Below are 17088 nucleotides of genomic sequence, written 5' to 3' on the forward strand. Positions count from 1 at the left end.
TTTAAGAAGTGGATAAAATCGATATCTTACAAAAGCATTATTCGACTTTCAAGGAGTTGAAAGCCAAAAAGGCTCCCAAAGAACCCAAAAAGCCAGCAGAACCAGAGTTAGAAAAAGAAAAAGAGAGCTTATCTTATAAGAAAAAGTATTCCGCCTGGGTTAAAAGATTGGAAGATTTCAGAACAAAATATGAGCAGTGGGAAAAAATAGAGCAGCGAACAAGCAATATCCGGCAAATCAAAATTTCATCTTATGGTTTTGCCCAAGCGGGAAGTGCGCATCGGCTTGTTCGGCTTGGTGGAATCTTAAATGAGGTAGAAGATGATTATTTTTTGGGAACTGACGGGAAGAGCTATCCCGACTTCGATCGTATTGTAGATTCACTGCAGGTGGCAAAAAGTTCTTTATTTTTAGATGTAAGTGACTTTAAAAAATCAACGATGATTTTAGAAAAGGCTTGTGAAACAGCTACTTTTGAATATATTACTAAGGACGATGAGTCTTATATCGAATTCATTCCTCTTCATGAAATAAAAGAGCCCCTGGAAAAAGCCACGGTCAAGATTAATAACTGGCAGGATGCCGAACCTCTTAAGTTTGGAATCAACACAAGATATTTAAATGATGTTTTTAAACTGGCTTCTAGCTTAAACATTCAAATGATTGAATTGCAGTTCATTTCAAGCGTGATGCCTGTCCGATTTGTTGCGAAAGATTTTTATTATTTGGTTACACCAATACGAATTTCATAAGGAGGAAAAATTAATGTCAATTACACTAACAATCAGCGCAGAAACGGTGGAAGAACTAATGAATCACGTTTATGCATTTTCAAACAACCCAGTACCAGTTCTGGAAAAGGCAGTCGCTGAGGTCAAAGGAAAAAAAGAAGTAACGGAAGCAGAAAAACAAAAGAAAAAGGTGTCCACACCGAAAAAAGAAGTGGACTCTACGGACTTGATCTCAGACACCGAACCATCAAAAACTGACGAAGCAGTAGAGCGTACTAAAGAAGAGGATTCATCCGAGATAGTAGATGAAAATGACGACGAGAACGAAAAATCAGCAACAAAAGGAAAGTACCCAAACGCCAAAAAAACTGATGTTCAAAAAGCAATGAAGGATGCCATCAGTGCTGGCCACCGCGATGCAGTAAAGATTGCTTTTAGTCGGATGAATGTTGAAAAGTTAAGTGACCTGCAAGAAGCAGATTATTCCGTATTCTTGACGGACTTAGAAGTGCTGGTAGGTGAAAAATAATGCCGGTTAATGGACATGCCATGTTAGGAGCCAGTAGCGCCCATCGGTGGCTCATTTGCCCGCCGATTGCACGACTAGAAGAACAGTTCAAAGATAGTAGCAGTGTTTTTGCGGAAGAAGGTACCGCAGCCCACAGCTTGGCTGAAATCAAGCTGCAATATGAAACAGGGAAGATATCTAAACGGGCTTACTCCATACGCTTCAATAAATTCAAAGCCATGAACAGCTATTTCAGTCAATCAATGGATGACTATGTGAATGATCATGTGGGAATGGTGATGGAACATGTCAACTCTTACGAAAATGCGGATGTTGATCTAGAAGTCCGGGTGGATTTTAGTCCTTGGGTGCCTGATGGATTTGGTACTAGCGACGTTGTTATTTTAGCTGATGGGGTCGTGGAAATTATTGACCTCAAATACGGCAAAGGCGTTCCCGTTGATGCTTATCAAAATGTCCAACTTATGCTTTACGCACTGGGTGTTGTGAATATTTACGATTTAGCTTATGAATTTGACAAGGTAAAAATGACCATCGTTCAGCCGCGGCTAGATAATGTCTCCACGTTTGAAATAGAAAAGGATGAATTACTTTACTGGGCGGATAACTATGTAGCTCCTCGCGCTGTTCAAGCATATGAGGGTATCGGAGAATGGACCATTACAGACGACGTAGTGAAGTTTTCCAAAGTTCGTGCCCAACTTCGTCCAAGAGCCGAAAAGAACTTTCAACTGGTTGATAAATATGAGTTGAAAGAGGCACCTTTGCTAGAACCCAGCGAAATCGCTGAAATTCTTGAACGGTCATCGGAAATCAAAAAATGGCTGGAGCACGTTGAGCAATATGCGTTAGGTCAAGCACTTAAAGGCGAAGACAACTACCCGGGTTGGAAACTTGTTGCTGGTCGTAGCAATCGAAAAATAGCTGATGAAGAAACAGTACTGTATCTATTAGAAGCCGAGGGTTTTGAAGATGAACAAATCTTAAAGCCAAGATCACTTCAAACCATCACTTCATTAGAAAAATTAGTTGGCAAAAAGCAATTTGAAGAACTGGCATCCCCTTATATTATGAAGCCCGAGGGCAAACCCGTTCTAGTGCCGGAAAAGGATAAACGTCCAGCGCTCAATAGTTTAGATCAAGCAATAGATGATTTTGATGGAATCAACGAATAAAAAAAAACAACTAAAAATAGAAAGCAGGAATTTAAAATGGCAAAAGCAAACGGAACGAAAGTAATTACAAACAAGGTGCGTTTAAGCTATGCAAATGTATTACAACCAAAGGCGTTTGAAGGGCAAGAAGCTAAATATTCGACAATGCTTATCATCGATAAAAGCGATAAAGAAACACTTGACGCGATGAAAAAAGCTATTAAAGCTGCGTATGAAGCTGCAAAAGATAATAAGTTAAAAGGTGTAAAACCCGGAAATCTTAAAACGACCTTACGGGATGCGGACGAAGAAATGGACACAGATGAACAACCAGAATTCGCAAATAAAATGTTTATCAATGTCTCTAGTAAAACGAAACCCCAAGTTGTGAAACGTGAGGGAGGTATGTTGGTTAAAACTGATAGCCCAGATGATGTCTACAGTGGTGTTTATGCGATTGCATCCATCAATTTTTATGCGTATGCAACGGCAGGAAATAAAGGAATCAGTGCGGGTCTTAACAACATTTTAACCACAGGGAAAGGCGATTTCTTAGGTGGACGCGCCAATGCTGAATCTGATTTTTCGGATGTTGATTGGGAAGATGACAGTGACGACGACATGTTTGCATAAATCTAATAGCTGGGGGCGGAAACGCCCCTTTTCTTTTAGTAGAAAGGATCAAAAAAAATGAAACCAACAAAAAAACGTTTAGAAAAACAGGTACAAATAACTCGCTCAAAGGTATTAAATAATTTACGAGAAGATCGAAATTCCGTATTACTAGATCACGTATCGAGCTGGTGGGAACAGAATGATTCCGATTTTGAAATCTTAAAATCCCACTTCCAGAAAGTACAGGATTTTCTCATATCAAATAATGTTTTAGTGGAGTTTACAAACTCCCTTGGCACATATTTCTATGGTAGCTCCTCTAGACATCAAGTTAAAGATTTTAAAGAATATAAGCAACACTTTTTTGAAAACTTGAAAACTGATTCAATCCCTGGTTACGGAAAAGTGCAAGTTCCCTTTGATAAAAAAAGGGAAGTGATTAATGAACAATACGATGCAATTCTGGCTAATTTAGATAAGTTGACTGCTAAAAAAGGTGTGGAATATCTAGCTGAATTGGGCTTTGATATCGATGTATTTAAGGAGGAAGAAGTACAACTACCCATGGTCTTAGTTGACAAGTCAAAGCTTGGTCTGCCAATAAAAAAGGCTGAGAATGTATGAAAACTTTAAATATAGATATTGAAACGTATTCTGCCGTGGATTTACCGAAAGTGGGTGTTTATAAATACGCTGACAGTCCGAATTTTGAGATTTTGCTATTCGCTTATTCTGTTGATGGCGGGGACGTCGAAATCATAGACACGACGAAAAACCAAATACCCGATGAAATTTTAAGAGCCTTGTCTGACGATGAGGTTTTAAAAATTGCTTTTAACGCACAATTTGAACGGGTCTGCTTATCTTATTATTACTTTGGTGGCAACTTTTTAAATCCAGCTGCCTGGCATTGTACCATGGTCCATGCAAATGAATTAGGCTTACCCGCATCTTTGGGACAATGCGCGAAGTATCTCAATATTGAACAGCAAAAGGACACAAGAGGCACACAGTTAATCAATTTCTTTTCGAAGCCTTGTAAGCCGACAAAGGCAAATGGGCAACGGGCAAGAAATTTACCCGAACACGATCCAGAAAAATGGGCAACTTTTACTGATTATTGCGTACAGGACGTGAATGTTGAAATGGCCATTGCCAAAAAGCTCAATCGTTTTCCAGTAAAAGAAAGTGAATGGGAACTATACAGCTTAGATCAGCGAATCAATGATAGAGGGGCTGAAATAGATCATGAATTGGCAGCTGCGGCGATTGACATCATGGCGGAACTGACAGAAAGAAATACAGAAAAACTAAAAGAAGTAACGGGACTAGAAAATCCCAATTCTTTGAAGCAATTCAAAGAATGGTTAGCAGTGCAAGGGACACCTTTTGAAACATTAGGTAAAGATGCCGTGCAACTAGCATTGAAAGTAAGTCCGATGTCCGACATTGTTCGTCGAGCTTTAGAAATAAGATTACAGTTATCCAACTCAAGTACAAAAAAGTACATCATGATGGATGGCGCACGTTGTAGGGACAGACGTATTCATGGCATTTTACAGTTTTATGGTGCTAACCGTACCGGACGCTGGGCGGGTCGTTTGCTACAAGTACAGAATCTCCCAAGAAACTATCTCAATGAGATTGGTTTTGCCCGGGAGCTGGTCAAAGCGAAAGACACCGAATCCATCGAGATGATGTATGACGGGGTATCAGATACCTTGAAGCAATTGATCCGCACGGGGCTTGTCGCAAAAGAGGGACATCGGTTTATTATCTCTGACTTTTCAGCTATCGAGGCACGAGTAATCGCCTGGTACGCCAATCAAGAATGGGTGCTTGATGTTTTCCGCACTCACGGAAAAATCTATGAAGCGACTGCCGCGCAAATGTTCCATCTTGGCGAAGTGACCGAGTATAACTGGAAAAGCCCTGAGGGCAAGGCGATGCGACAACGTGGAAAAGTAGCCACTCTCGCATTGGGCTACCAAGGCGGACCCGGCGCCTTAAAAGCAATGGGGGCTTTGGAAAACGGCATTAAAGAAAATGAATTACAAGATATTGTAGATCGTTGGAGAGACACCAATAAACGCATTAAGAATTTTTGGTTCAGCACGCAAAAAGCAGTCATTGATTGCCTTCAAAATGGTGGTGTGAGAAAAGGACCTAGAGGGCTGAAATTCTTCAAAAAAGGCGGTTTTCTTTTCATTCAGCTGCCAAGTGGCAGAAAGTTAGCTTACGCCAAAGCGCATTTAGAAGAAGGTGATTATGGTCCTGCTGTTTTTTATGAGGGTCAGGGTGATAAAGTGATGTTCACAAAACAGCAAACTTATGGCGGAAAACTGGTGGAAAATATTGTCCAGGCGACTGCAAGAGATGTTCTGGCTGAGGCGATGCTCAGGTTAGAGAATGAAGGCTATCCAATTGTTTTCCATATCCATGATGAGGCAGTGGCGGAGGTGCCAGATGCTGAAAAGTCCATCGATGAAATGAATGAGATTTTAGCTGTCGTACCTGATTGGGCAGAAGGGTTACCCCTAGCCGCTGCCGGATTTGAAACGAAATATTATATGAAGGATTAGGTGGAAAAATGATTGTTTATCAAGCAATTGGGTTAAAAACCGGCATTGTGTATTGTGAGGGTGATCAAGCTTTCGTTTTGCGTTCCCTGCAAGACAGATATCCATCCATGGACAAATCTGTTGGCGGGCAAGTTCCGGGTTCATCAAGAAAGCAGCGGCCAAGAAATGTAAAAAGTGTTTATCCCGAACCATTACACATTTGCAGAATAGGAGTTGTCCAATAAATACTCCGCAACATTAATGGGGAAGCGAATGACATCGACAATTTGCCCAGGAAGGTGAAAAAGTGAAAATTTTAGATGCTTGTTGTGGTTCAAAATTATTTTGGTTTGACAAAGAGAATAGTTTTACCACCTATATGGAATTCGAGAAGAAAACTATGAAATTTGTGGCAAAAAAATAAATGTGAAGCCAGACGTAGTAGCGGATTTCAGAAATATGCCTTTTGATGACAGCACATACGACTTAGTTGTATTTGATCCACCTCATTTAAAATGGGCCGGTCAGAAGTCAATTATGAAAGCTCAGTATGGTCAACTGGATAAGAACAGCTGGCCAGAAGACATTAGACAGGGAATGGCTGAATGTCTACGAGTTTTGAAACCTAGTGGGACATTAATTTTTAAATGGAATGAGAACCAAGTAAAGTTAAGAGAAGTATTAAAAGCAATTGAACCCGTATCGCCATTATTCGGGAATCGTAGGGCAGAGACTCACTGGTTAGTTTTTATGAAGTCTGAGATTTAAAAAATGAGAGAGAAAGGAGACAGAGATTTGGAACAGCCTAGAAAGTTAGAAAAAATAAAATACGATGGCAAACTAAATCTTGCGATTGGCAGCTCCAAAACCGAGAAACGTTGGAAGAATCGGGAGTGGTCGTGGTCTGAGTTCTTACAACGGCTGAAGACACCGACCATCACGCAAGAAACGGTTGAAGACTACAAGAAGATGCCAAAGTCGCGTCAAGACGACGTAAAAGACGTTGGCGGCTTTGTGGGTGGTTGGCTGAAAGAAGGTAAGCGAAAGAAAGGTTACGCCCAACAGCGTAGCCTTGTGACTCTTGACGCTGATAGCACCACTCTAGAATTTTGGGATGATGTGAAAATGCTGTTTGATCATGCAGCAGCCGTTTATACGACCCACAGTCATTTGGTGAAAGGTCCTCGTTACCGTTTAATTATTCCCTTAAGTCGGTCTGTCACTGCAGAAGAATACGAGCCATTAGCTAGAAAATTGGCTGAGATGTTTGGCATGGATAATTTCGATGATACCACCTACCAAGCGGAACGGCTGATGTATTTTCCCAGTCATTCGATTGATGGCGAATATGTTAGTAGCTTTCTTGATTTACCCTGGATAGACCCCGATGCCGTTTTAGCGGAGTATGCCGATTGGCGGGACTCAAGTTTTTGGCCTGAGAGCAGTCGAGGTCGCAGCATCCGAGAAACACAAGCGAAAAAAGCAGGAGATCCATTAGCTAAAAAAGGAATTGTCGGGGCGTTTTGTCGAACCTACGACATTGTGTCGGCGATTGAAACATTCTTGCCAGATATTTATGGGCAAACGGGGCATGATGACCGATGGACGTTCTTAGGCGGAACCACCAGTGGTGGACTAGTCATTTACGAGGATAAATTCGCTTTTAGTCATCATGGGACTGATCCCGTGGGAGACCAACTAGTCAATGCTTTTGACCTCGTTCGGATTCATAAATTCGGGGATTTAGACGATGATGTAAAACCTACGACAAGAATTGACAGCTACCCATCTTATAAGGCCATGCGTGAAATGGCGATGGACGATAGGGCAGTTACCAAGTTGATTCAGTCTGATAAATTAAGCCAGGCACTGGAAGACTTTGAAGGTGATCTAGAAGAACTAGATGCTGATGAGGAAAACTGGTTTGAAAATCTGAATCTTGAAGTTGATGAGTATGGTCAAATTGCAGCCTCCGCCAAAAATTTAGAAATTATTATGCTAAACGATCCGAATTTAAAAAAGAAAATCTACATGAACGCTTTTTCAAATCGGATTGAGATTAAGGCAAATCTGCCTTGGCGAAAAGTTGAACGAGATAAAACCTGGAAAGATAGCGATGACTCTGGGTTACGAGTTTATATTGAAAAGATTTATGGCATTGTGAACCGTGGAAAAATTGACGACATGTTGGCGCAGGAAATCGAAAGAAATTCATATGATCCTGTAAAAGATTATTTAGATGGCTTGAATTGGGATGGCTCCTCTCGTGTCGAAACAATTTTAATGGATTATCTGGGTGCGCAAGACTTGCTATTTAATCGCGTAGTCATGCGAAAATTTTTAGCTGCTGCGGTGGCACGAATCTATATTCCGGGTTTCAAGTTTGACTACATGTTAGTGACTAGTGGGCCGCAAGGAATAGGTAAGACGCTACTGCCCTCGGTTCTTGCAGGGGATTGGTTTTCCAATAGCCTGGAGGGTGTCACCGGAAAAGATGCCTATGAGGCTTTACAGGGTGTTTGGATTATGGAAATGGGCGAACTGTCAGCCACGAAAAAAGCAGACATCGAAGCGACCAAACATTTCATCAGCAAGCAAGAAGACATCTTTCGTGTCGCCTATGGTCGTCACAAATCTTATTTTAAGCGGAGATGTGTTTTTTGGGGAACCACGAATGACACTGAATTTTTGAGGGACAGAACCGGAAACCGTCGTTTTTGGCCGGTAGATGTGGGTCTCGAACCGATAAAAAATAAGGTGTGGGAAATGCCTGACGAAACCCGAGATCAGATTTGGGCAGAAGCTGTTATTATTTGGAAGTCTGGTGAGCAGCTTTATTTGACGGACGAACAGGAACAAATGGCATTGGAACAACAAGAATTTCATACTGAAAATTCTAGTATGGAAGGCGAAATTATGGAATTTTTGGATATTCCTATTACCGAAGATTGGTATGAACTGAGTAGGCAAGAACGTCGTGAATTTATCCAGGGGCAGGGAACTGAGATCCAGGAAGATGGTAAGGTGCGACGTGACAAAGTATGTATCTTAGAGATTTGGAATGAACTTTATAATGGAGATTCCAAAAATATTCACCCAGCAAAAGCTGCCGAAATCAGACAAATTTTGAACCATTCAAGCGGGTGGAAAAAGTATCATTTAAGTCGCGGGAGATTACGTTTTGGAAAAGGGTATGGACTACAAACAGCCTTTATACGATCCGAATAATGGATACGGGTGTGGATACACCCAAAACCGAGAATGTTGATTTGACGGCTTTTTAGCCGTATCCATCTTTTTTTCAGAATGGATACGGCTTACAGAACAAACGTTCGTACCCTGTATCCAGTGTATCCATTAATTTTTGACATGGATACGGGGGTGGATACGGGCAAACACTTAGAGCTGTAAGGGATTAGATAGCAAAGTATCCATTGTATCCATAAATAACTCTTATTTGTAGAAAAGGGTAATACACATATATAAGGGGTATAGATATATATGTGAAACAGGGGTATACACCTATACGCGCGAGAGCAGGATACATTGGATACGCAGGAGGGCAGAAATGGAATTAGAAAAAGACGTGGAGAGTTACTTGAAAAGAGAAATCAAAAAACGAGGCGGGCAAAGTTTCAAATGGACTTCCACAATCCGAGGAGTGCCTGATCAAATTGTCTGCTTGCCAAACGGTGATACGATTTTTGTAGAATTGAAAAAAGCTGATGGTAAAACCCGCAAAATTCAAGACAAAGTCATCAAGGATTTACGAGATTTAAAACAAGCTGTTTTCGTGTGCCATTCAAGAACCGAAGTTTCCGCTTTGGTACAAAATTTAGAAATGATTGGGTGTTTTGAACATGCCTAGAAAATACGATAGGAATAGAATTTGTGATTTATGCGGAGCGACTTTTGAGGGTTATCCCGGAAAGCCCCGAGGCAAAAATACTTATTGCAGCAAAGATTGTCGACTGAAAGCTATGAGTATTCGAAATAGAACAACTCAAAGAGTGAATAAACCCGGCGGTCTGACATTTGAGGAGAGAACAAAAATAAGAAATGAACGGTTAGGCAAAGGTGCAGGCGAAAGCTATACCAAATACTATGGCAGGCATGAACATCGGGTCGTAGCTGAAGAAATGATTGGTAGGCCCCTTAGAGCAGGAGAGGTGGTTCATCACATTGACCATAATCGGAGAAACAATAATCCAGAAAACTTGATGGTTTTTCCCAGCCAGGCAGACCACATGTTTTGGGAGCATCACTGCGAATAAAAGGGAGGGATCAAAATGAAAGTAAAATTACACCCATATCAAGAGTATTCAAAAGGTTGGATTTTAGACCACCCCTACTGCGCCCTACTCTTAGATATGGGACTTTAACTGGGCAAAACCTTGGCAAGTTTAACCGCAATCGATGAGTTGTTAAATACATTTGAAGTGATTCAGAATGTTTTAGTTATTGCCCCTTTATCTGTGGCAGAGAAGACCTGGACAGATGAAATCGAGAAGTGGGACCAATTGAACCACCTAACATTTTCTAAAATCCTCGGACCACAAAAAAAACGACTAGAGGCCTTACAGAAAAAAGCGGATGTTTATTTAATCAATCGGGAAAATGTTGTGTGGTTGGTAGAACACTTTAAACGGGATTGGCCTTTTAAAACTGTCATCATTGACGAGCTTTCCAGTTTTAAGGATCCAAGCGCTAAACGTTTCAAGGCTTTGCGAAAGGTCCGACCTTTTATGGAACGTGTCATTGGGTTGACGGGTACCCCAGCACCGAACAGCCTTTTAGACTTGTGGCCACAAATCTATTTGCTTGACCAGGGGGAGCGTTTAGGAAAAACGATCACGGAATACCGCAGCAAGTATTTCACCCCGGGTCAAAAAAACGGGCATATCGTTTACAGTTGGGAACTGGTCCCAGGAGCAGAAAAAGCAATTCATGAGAAAATTGGCGATATTTGCGTCAGCATGAAAGCAAAAGATTACCTGCAGTTGCCGCCAAGAACCAATAACATCGTGAACGTAGAACTTTCAGCAACTGACTGGAAAAAATACAAAGAGCTTGAACGGGATTATGTGTTAGAATTGCCCGATTCTGATGTGGTTGCTTTAAATGCAGCAACCCTTTCGAATAAATTGTTGCAACTAGCCAATGGCTGCATCTATGATGAAAACAGAGAGCCGCAAATTATCCACGAGAAAAAGCTAGATGCTTTACAACAAATCATCGAGGAGGCACAGGGTCAGCCCGTACTGGTCTTTTATCAATATAAGCATGACTTGTCACGAATCCAAAACAAATTCAAACAGGCACGGCTTTTGGACGTCTCCACCGGCGATATTCAAAAGTGGAATGAGGGAAAGATTCCAATCCTTTTAGCCCATCCACAATCTGCCGGTCATGGACTAAATCTTCAAGCAGGTGGGCATATCATTGTCTGGTTTGGACTAACATGGTCTTTGGAGTTTTACCAACAAGCCAACGCCAGACTCGACAGGCAAGGACAGAAAGAGCCTGTCATCGTCCACCATCTCGTTGCAAAAGGAACCATCGATGAGGACGTTATGAAAGCTTTGCAAAATAAAGAATTGGGACAAGAGGCTTTGATGCAGGCCGTCAAAGCACGAATCAAAGAATATGGAGGAAATTTTGATGACAAGTAGTGGATTGACGAAACATCAGCTTGAGATTATCGCTGGGGCAGTTTTGAAGGAACACGAAAAAAATTTTGGAAAACAAGTCGAAATTAAAAAAGACTGGCGGCTACGAAATACAAAACTTTTGCTAAAAAATTATACTTGGTTAAAAAAGCATTGCGAAGAAATTATTGAAACAATGGACGACTATGAAGAGGTCATTTTTGATCCACAAGAATTAAGCCTAAAAGCCTTGATGAAATACAAAGCGAAAACAAAGCGCATGCTTGATTATTTTGATGCAACATGGGGATCTTATAAAGCATATTGCGCGTCAAAAGGTGATGCCAATTTGCGGCGTTGTCAAGTCCTGGAAAAGCTTTATATTTTGCCAGAAACAACCAAAAAAGTGGCTCTGGCCGAAAGTTTAGGACTTGACGAAAGGACGGTTAGACGCGATGAAAACAAGGCTACACAAGAGCTTTCCATCTTTCTTTTTGGCATTGACAGTCTGACCGACCTCGAACAAATGATGTATTAAGTAAATGTCCAAAGCATGGTATTGAAAGCGCCGATTTTAAATGTTAAGATGATAGCGTGAAATAAAAGTAGTATTTCAAAAAGGCATCAGGCTAACAAGGCTTGATGCCTTTTATCGTGTAAAAAAAGGAGATGAATAGACATGGCGATTACCGCCAAACAGCAAATTTTTGCGGATGAATACCTAAAAGATTTAAATGGCACGAGAGCTTATAAAGTTGCTTATCCGAACGTGAAAAAGGATCAAGTAGCAGCGACTGCTGCAGGAAGATTGTTGAGAAATGTTGAGGTTAAAGCATATATAGACGAGCAACTTGAAAAAATGCATAACGAACGCACCGCAGATGCGCAAGAAGTTTTAGAGTATTTGACGTCAGTGATGCGCGGAAAAGAGACAGAAGAAACCTTGATTAATCGTGGCGAAGGTGTCCAGGGTGTCACTGATTTAGAAGTTAGCGCTAAAGACCGCTTAAAAGCTGCTGAGCTTTTAGGTAAGCGCCATGCCTTATTTACCGACAAAACAGAATTATCCATTGTTGACCCGCCAACTTTTGTTGACGATTATGCTGCTGCAGGTGATGCGGATGGCAATTAAAAAAATCTCCGATTTTATTCCACCAGCTTTTTCACCGATGTGGCGAGCAGCAAACGACCCCAAAAAACTTCATGTAGTTTGCGAGGGGGGTCGGGGTTCTGGCAAGTCATCAGACCTGGCCCACACGATTGTGCAGCTAATCATGCGATACCCGGTTAATGCGGTTGTTGTTCGATATATCTTTGATAACATCGAATTATCGGTTTATGAGCAAATTAAATGGGCTATATCCGAGCAGGATCTCGATGGCTATTTTAAAATTAGTAAAAGTCCAATGCGGATTTTGTATAAGCCGCGCGGCAATTACATTGCTTTTCGTGGGGGCCAAAACCCCGAGCGGATAAAATCCCTAAAAGACAGCAAATTCCCCTTTGCAATAGCGTGGGTTGAAGAATTAGCCGAATTTAAGCTAGAGGAAGATGTCACGACCATCACAAACTCTTTGTTACGAGGAGAGTTGCCAGATGGTCTTTTTTATAAATTTTTTTATAGCTACAACCCGCCAAAGCGAAAGCAGTCATGGGTCAATAAAAAATACGGGACTAGTTTTCAGCCAGCAAATACTTTTGTACACCACTCGACCTATTTGGATAATCCTTATATTTCAAAAGCCTTTACCGAGGAAGCTGAAACCACCAAAGAGCGCAACGAACGGCGATATGAATGGGAATATATGGGCAAGGCCATTGGCTCAGGCGTTGTGCCTTTTGATAATTTACGAGTCAAAGCTGACAGCATCACCGATAAAATGGTGGCTAATTTTGACAACATCAGAAATGGTCTAGATTTTGGTTATGCTACTGATCCCGTCGCTTTCGTTCGTTGGCATTATGATAAAAAGCGAAATGGCATCTACGCCGTCGATGAAATTTACGGCGTAAAAGTCAGTAACCGTGAACTGGCCAAAAAGTTAGACAAAAAAGGCTATCAAAACGACGAAATTAAGGGCGATTCCGCTGAGCCAAAATCAATTGACGAATTAAAAGTGCAACATGGCATCACAAAAATAAAGGGTGTTAAAAAAGGTCCCGATTCCGTCGAGTATGGCGAGCGCTGGTTAGATGACCTAGACTTTATTTGTATTGACCCCAATCGAACGCCAAACATCGCCCGGGAATTTGAAAATATTGATTATGAGGTGGATCGTGATGGTAATCCTAAAGCGCGGCTGGAAGATAAAGATAATCACACAATCGATGCAACGCGATATGCTTTTGCGGACGATATGAAACAAAGAAAGGCAGGTGTATCTGTATGGAAATAGAAACAGTAAAAAAGCTCATTCGTAAGATTATGCGTCAACGATCATCAGACGTTGGAAGAACGCGAAAATCAGAGCTTTACTACGAAAACAGGAATGATATTTTGCGACAACGTAACCCCTTAGCAGAAAAGCTTGAGAAGCAGCAGGATCCGGCGAATCCGATGCGCAATGCAGACAATCGAATTAGCCATCCCTGGCATCAACTGTTGCTGGACCAAAAGGCTGCGTATACCATGACGGTGCCGCCACTTTTTGATGTTGACGACGAAAAAATGAACGATGAAATTGTTAAACTTTTGGGGGATCGCTATGCCAACATCGCCAAAGATTTATGCGTAAAAGCTGGCAATGCTGGCGTTGCATGGTTACATGTTTGGATTGACGAAAAGACCCGATTTTTTAAGTATGCGATTGTCGACAGTAAGCAGATTATCCCCATTTACTCAAAGCGCTTGGATAAAGAGCTCATTGGTGTCATGCGGGTTTACGAGGAGTATGACGAGGCTGGTGATACCTTGCAGGTTTACGAGATTTGGAATGAGAGGGAATGCCAAACTTACAGCAAAAAAAAAGCTGCTATTTTTGACGAGATCAAAGAACATCAAATGTTCTCAGAAATCGATTTGTCCACCGGCGAAATTGTCGGCGCCTCAAATGCTTTTAAACACGATTGGGGAAAAGTGCCATTTATTCCATTCCGCAACAATCCGTCAGAAATGCGGGACCTGACAAGATATAAAAAGCTGATTGATGTTTATGACAAAGTCTATTCCGGTTTTGTTAATGATTTAGATGATGTGCAAGAAATCATTTTTGTACTCACGAATTATGGTGGTCAGGATAAAGAGACTTTTTTATCAGATCTCAAAAAGTACAAAATGGTAAAAGTTGATGATGATGGCGATGCAAAAAGTGGCGTAAATACTTTAGCTATCGACATTCCTATTGAGGCACGAGCCAAAATTTTGGAAATTACACGAGAAGCCATTTTTACTCACGGTCAAGGTGTGGATCCTCAAAAAAATATTGGCCAAAATAATTCTGGTGCTGCATTGAAATATATGTATTCATTGTTGGAATTAAAAGCCTCGATGTTGGAAACCGAATTTCGCGCGGGTTTTGCGGAGCTTATCCGCTTTATCCTTAAGTACGAAAATCACGATGCAGATGTGACTGTAAAACAGACGTGGACCCGATCAGCGATTAATAATGATTTGGAGCTTGCGGACATTGTCGCTAAGCTTGCCCCAAATACTTCCCAAGAAAATATTGCCAAATCTAATCCATTGGTGGAGGACTGGGAAACCGAAATCGCCAATCTGGAAAAAGAAAAGGCTCAAGATTTTAGGGCTCAGGACGATTACAGAACGGATGAAAAGCTTAACTTAAACGGGGATGAGGCTGATGAGTAAGCTACCGTATTGGAAACGGCGCATGCTGCAAGTCTCTCAGCTGCAAGATGAAAAGACCCAAACTTATATCGCACAAATGACCAAAGATTACGAACGATTGTCTAAGAGCATCAGCAGCGAGATTAAAACATGGGTGGAAAGATATGCCGATAATGACCAAATTTCAGCGGCAGAAGTCCGCCAGCAGCTTTCAAAAAAAGAACGGCAAAGCTGGTCTATGAGACTGGATGAATTTCGTGAGAAGGCAATTGACGGCGGCTACGATCAAGAGCTAAATCGGGAATATTTTAAATCACGTATTACACGATTAGAGCAGCTGCAAAGTCAGCTTTATTTCGAGTTGGCGGAAGAGGGAAAAAAGCAAAATGCTAATCTCGAAAAATATTTAAGTGAGATGTTGGACGACTCATACATGCGCTACATTTACGAATTTACTGATCGCGGTGCTTTTGCAATCAATTTTGGCCACTACTCGAATCGTGCTTTAAAAATCGCCATCATGAAGCCATGGAAAGGAGGCAACTTTTCCCAGCGCGTTTGGGGCAACCATTTAGACAGGTTACCGGACAAATTACAAAAAACCATGACCTTGGCCATCACGCAGGGCTGGGGCGTAAATCGTACAGTAGAGGCTATGATGGAAGGCGTTGATAAAACGCTAAAAACAAGAATGGTGACTTTAGTCCAAACAGAATCGGCGCATCTAGCGGAGGTGGCCAACGAGAAAGCCATGGAAGAAACTGGCGTCGAAAAATGGGAATGGTTGGCGACACTGGAAAGCCACACATGTGAACGCTGCGCAGGATTAGATGGTCAAGAATTCGATTTAGGCGATGAGACTGCGCCAGAATGCCCGGACCATCCAAATTGCCGCTGTACGCGCGTTCCTGCGCTAGCCGGGTGGAAATCAGCATCTCGCTGGCAAAGAGACCCAGAAACGGGAAAAGGTGATGTCAGTAAAAATCAAACTTTTGACGAGTGGAAAGAGTCACAAAATACTCCGGCATCACTTCAAAATGTGGCGGATGGTATTAATTTGGAAACGGCTAATAGCAGTGATATAATTAAGCTAGGCAAAATGTTCGAAGAGAAATATAAAGTTTCCGAGGCCATTGGGAACAAAGCTAAGCTGAAAAACATTTTTAGTAACTACCGTGAAATGGGCGGTAAAGTCCCCGGCGCAGCGTGGTTTAGCAAGTCAAATAGTAAGACAAAAAGTCAGCTGCAAGAGGCATTTAGCTTTTATCCAAAGCAATGGGCAAATTATATTGCTGATAATGACAAGAAAATTTTCGCAGGTAAAAGCACTCGTGGTTTCTTTTCACACGAAATGGTAACTGCTAAGGCCAATTTTCTCTCTGGCACTAAGCGCGGCGACGGTATAAGCATTTATTCGTCGGGAACACGAAAAACAACAGCTTACCACGAGATTGGCCATATGGTAGACCATTTTAATTCTAATTTGATACGAATTGAAAAAGATTTTATTGCTAAAAGAACTGCTGCCGAAAATTTCACGCGGCTAAATGTAATATTCCCATATAATGGGTATGGGAATAACGAAGTCACAAAAAAAGATAATTTTATAAGCCCTTATATTGGCAAGGACTATGGCAACCGTGCCACTGAAGTTTTTAGCATGGGATTGGAAAGTATCTTTGAGCCAGAGGACGGTTTTGTTAAAGGCATCGAAAATGGGGAAGCAATTTACGCAAAAATTACTGACGACATGGAATACCTGCATTTAATTATCGGATTAATTTTGAAGGGGTGATGATGATGGACAAAAAAATACAAAAGTTATTTGACAAAGTCGATGCTTTGAAAGCAATGTACACGAACCATTTTGGTCAAACATTACCCGATAAAATAATTGGATGGTGGGACCCGACAAATATTTCTAACTATCCCGATGAGCTGTCAAACGGAGTCGATCAGATGGAAAAAGATATTTTAAATGCCATTAAGTCAAATACACCAATCGGAGAGATACCTGCAGATAAGTGGAAAAAATTGATATTTTAGCACTTAGTCAATAAAAG

Annotated in this window: 17 protein-coding genes and 1 pseudogene; all 18 read left to right on the forward strand. The window is 41.4% G+C overall.

The window, feature by feature from the left end:
- Positions 1 to 8 precede the first annotated feature (8 nt).
- The 18 genes and pseudogenes from BQ5341_RS07230 to BQ5341_RS07315 all read left to right on the forward strand — a co-directional run bounded on the left by BQ5341_RS07230 (position 9) and on the right by BQ5341_RS07315 (position 17071).
- Positions 9 to 752 (forward strand): hypothetical protein, encoded by a 744-nt coding sequence (locus BQ5341_RS07230; protein WP_071131343.1) that lies wholly within the window; start codon positions 9 to 11, stop codon positions 750 to 752.
- Positions 753 to 765: 13 nt separating this feature from the next.
- Entirely contained in the window at positions 766 to 1260 is a 495-nt protein-coding gene (locus tag BQ5341_RS07235) for a hypothetical protein (RefSeq protein ID WP_071131344.1), read from the forward strand.
- A complete protein-coding gene (locus tag BQ5341_RS07240; protein WP_071131345.1) occupies positions 1260 to 2435 on the forward strand; it encodes a DUF2800 domain-containing protein in 1176 nt (391 codons plus the stop codon). The genes BQ5341_RS07235 and BQ5341_RS07240 overlap by 1 nt, the downstream gene beginning before the upstream one ends.
- A gap of 36 nt (positions 2436 to 2471) precedes the next feature.
- Positions 2472 to 3047 (forward strand): DUF2815 family protein, encoded by a 576-nt coding sequence (locus BQ5341_RS07245; protein WP_071131346.1) that lies wholly within the window; start codon positions 2472 to 2474, stop codon positions 3045 to 3047.
- A 57-nt stretch (positions 3048 to 3104) separates the two neighbouring features.
- Positions 3105 to 3653: a hypothetical protein gene (locus BQ5341_RS07250; protein WP_071131347.1), complete on the forward strand. Its 549-nt coding sequence runs from the start codon at positions 3105 to 3107 to the stop codon at positions 3651 to 3653.
- Positions 3650 to 5611 (forward strand): DNA polymerase, encoded by a 1962-nt coding sequence (locus BQ5341_RS07255; protein ID WP_071131348.1) that lies wholly within the window; start codon positions 3650 to 3652, stop codon positions 5609 to 5611. Before BQ5341_RS07250 ends, BQ5341_RS07255 begins: the two co-directional genes overlap by 4 nt.
- Positions 5612 to 5619: 8 nt before the next feature.
- Complete coding sequence (locus tag BQ5341_RS07260) at positions 5620 to 5835, forward strand: hypothetical protein (RefSeq protein WP_071131349.1); 216 nt, start codon at positions 5620 to 5622, stop codon at positions 5833 to 5835.
- Positions 5836 to 5969: 134 nt separating this feature from the next.
- Positions 5970 to 6358, forward strand: a pseudogene (locus BQ5341_RS07265) (class I SAM-dependent methyltransferase).
- 27 nt (positions 6359 to 6385) lie between these two features.
- Positions 6386 to 8818 carry a virulence-associated E family protein gene (locus BQ5341_RS07270; protein WP_083378636.1) on the forward strand — a complete coding sequence of 811 codons (2433 nt, stop codon included), beginning with the start codon at positions 6386 to 6388 and terminating at the stop codon, positions 8816 to 8818.
- A 340-nt stretch (positions 8819 to 9158) separates the two neighbouring features.
- Entirely contained in the window at positions 9159 to 9458 is a 300-nt protein-coding gene (locus BQ5341_RS07275) for a PDDEXK family nuclease (protein WP_071131350.1), read from the forward strand.
- A complete protein-coding gene (locus tag BQ5341_RS07280; RefSeq protein WP_071131351.1) occupies positions 9451 to 9864 on the forward strand; it encodes an HNH endonuclease signature motif containing protein in 414 nt (137 codons plus the stop codon). The genes BQ5341_RS07275 and BQ5341_RS07280 overlap by 8 nt, the downstream gene beginning before the upstream one ends.
- A 108-nt stretch (positions 9865 to 9972) precedes the next feature.
- Entirely contained in the window at positions 9973 to 11262 is a 1290-nt protein-coding gene (locus tag BQ5341_RS07285; RefSeq protein WP_235836404.1) for an SNF2-related protein, read from the forward strand.
- Positions 11237 to 11776 carry a hypothetical protein gene (locus BQ5341_RS07290; protein WP_071131352.1) on the forward strand — a complete coding sequence of 180 codons (540 nt, stop codon included), beginning with the start codon at positions 11237 to 11239 and terminating at the stop codon, positions 11774 to 11776. Before BQ5341_RS07285 ends, BQ5341_RS07290 begins: the two co-directional genes overlap by 26 nt.
- A 141-nt stretch (positions 11777 to 11917) precedes the next feature.
- Positions 11918 to 12370 carry a terminase small subunit gene (locus tag BQ5341_RS07295; protein WP_071131353.1) on the forward strand — a complete coding sequence of 151 codons (453 nt, stop codon included), beginning with the start codon at positions 11918 to 11920 and terminating at the stop codon, positions 12368 to 12370.
- Complete coding sequence (locus tag BQ5341_RS07300; RefSeq protein ID WP_071131354.1) at positions 12339 to 13634, forward strand: PBSX family phage terminase large subunit; 1296 nt, start codon at positions 12339 to 12341, stop codon at positions 13632 to 13634. The genes BQ5341_RS07295 and BQ5341_RS07300 overlap by 32 nt, the downstream gene beginning before the upstream one ends.
- On the forward strand, positions 13625 to 15046 hold the full coding sequence (locus tag BQ5341_RS07305) for a phage portal protein (RefSeq protein ID WP_071131355.1): 1422 nt from the start codon (positions 13625 to 13627) through the stop codon (positions 15044 to 15046). The genes BQ5341_RS07300 and BQ5341_RS07305 overlap by 10 nt, the downstream gene beginning before the upstream one ends.
- Positions 15039 to 16820, forward strand: a complete 1782-nt coding sequence (locus BQ5341_RS07310; RefSeq protein WP_071131356.1) for a minor capsid protein — start codon at positions 15039 to 15041, stop codon at positions 16818 to 16820. Before BQ5341_RS07305 ends, BQ5341_RS07310 begins: the two co-directional genes overlap by 8 nt.
- On the forward strand, positions 16820 to 17071 hold the full coding sequence (locus BQ5341_RS07315; protein ID WP_158661759.1) for a hypothetical protein: 252 nt from the start codon (positions 16820 to 16822) through the stop codon (positions 17069 to 17071). The genes BQ5341_RS07310 and BQ5341_RS07315 overlap by 1 nt, the downstream gene beginning before the upstream one ends.
- Positions 17072 to 17088: the final 17 nt, after the last annotated feature.

Source organism: Enterococcus timonensis, from assembly GCF_900104595.1.
GTDB lineage: Bacteria > Bacillota > Bacilli > Lactobacillales > Enterococcaceae > Enterococcus_J > Enterococcus_J timonensis.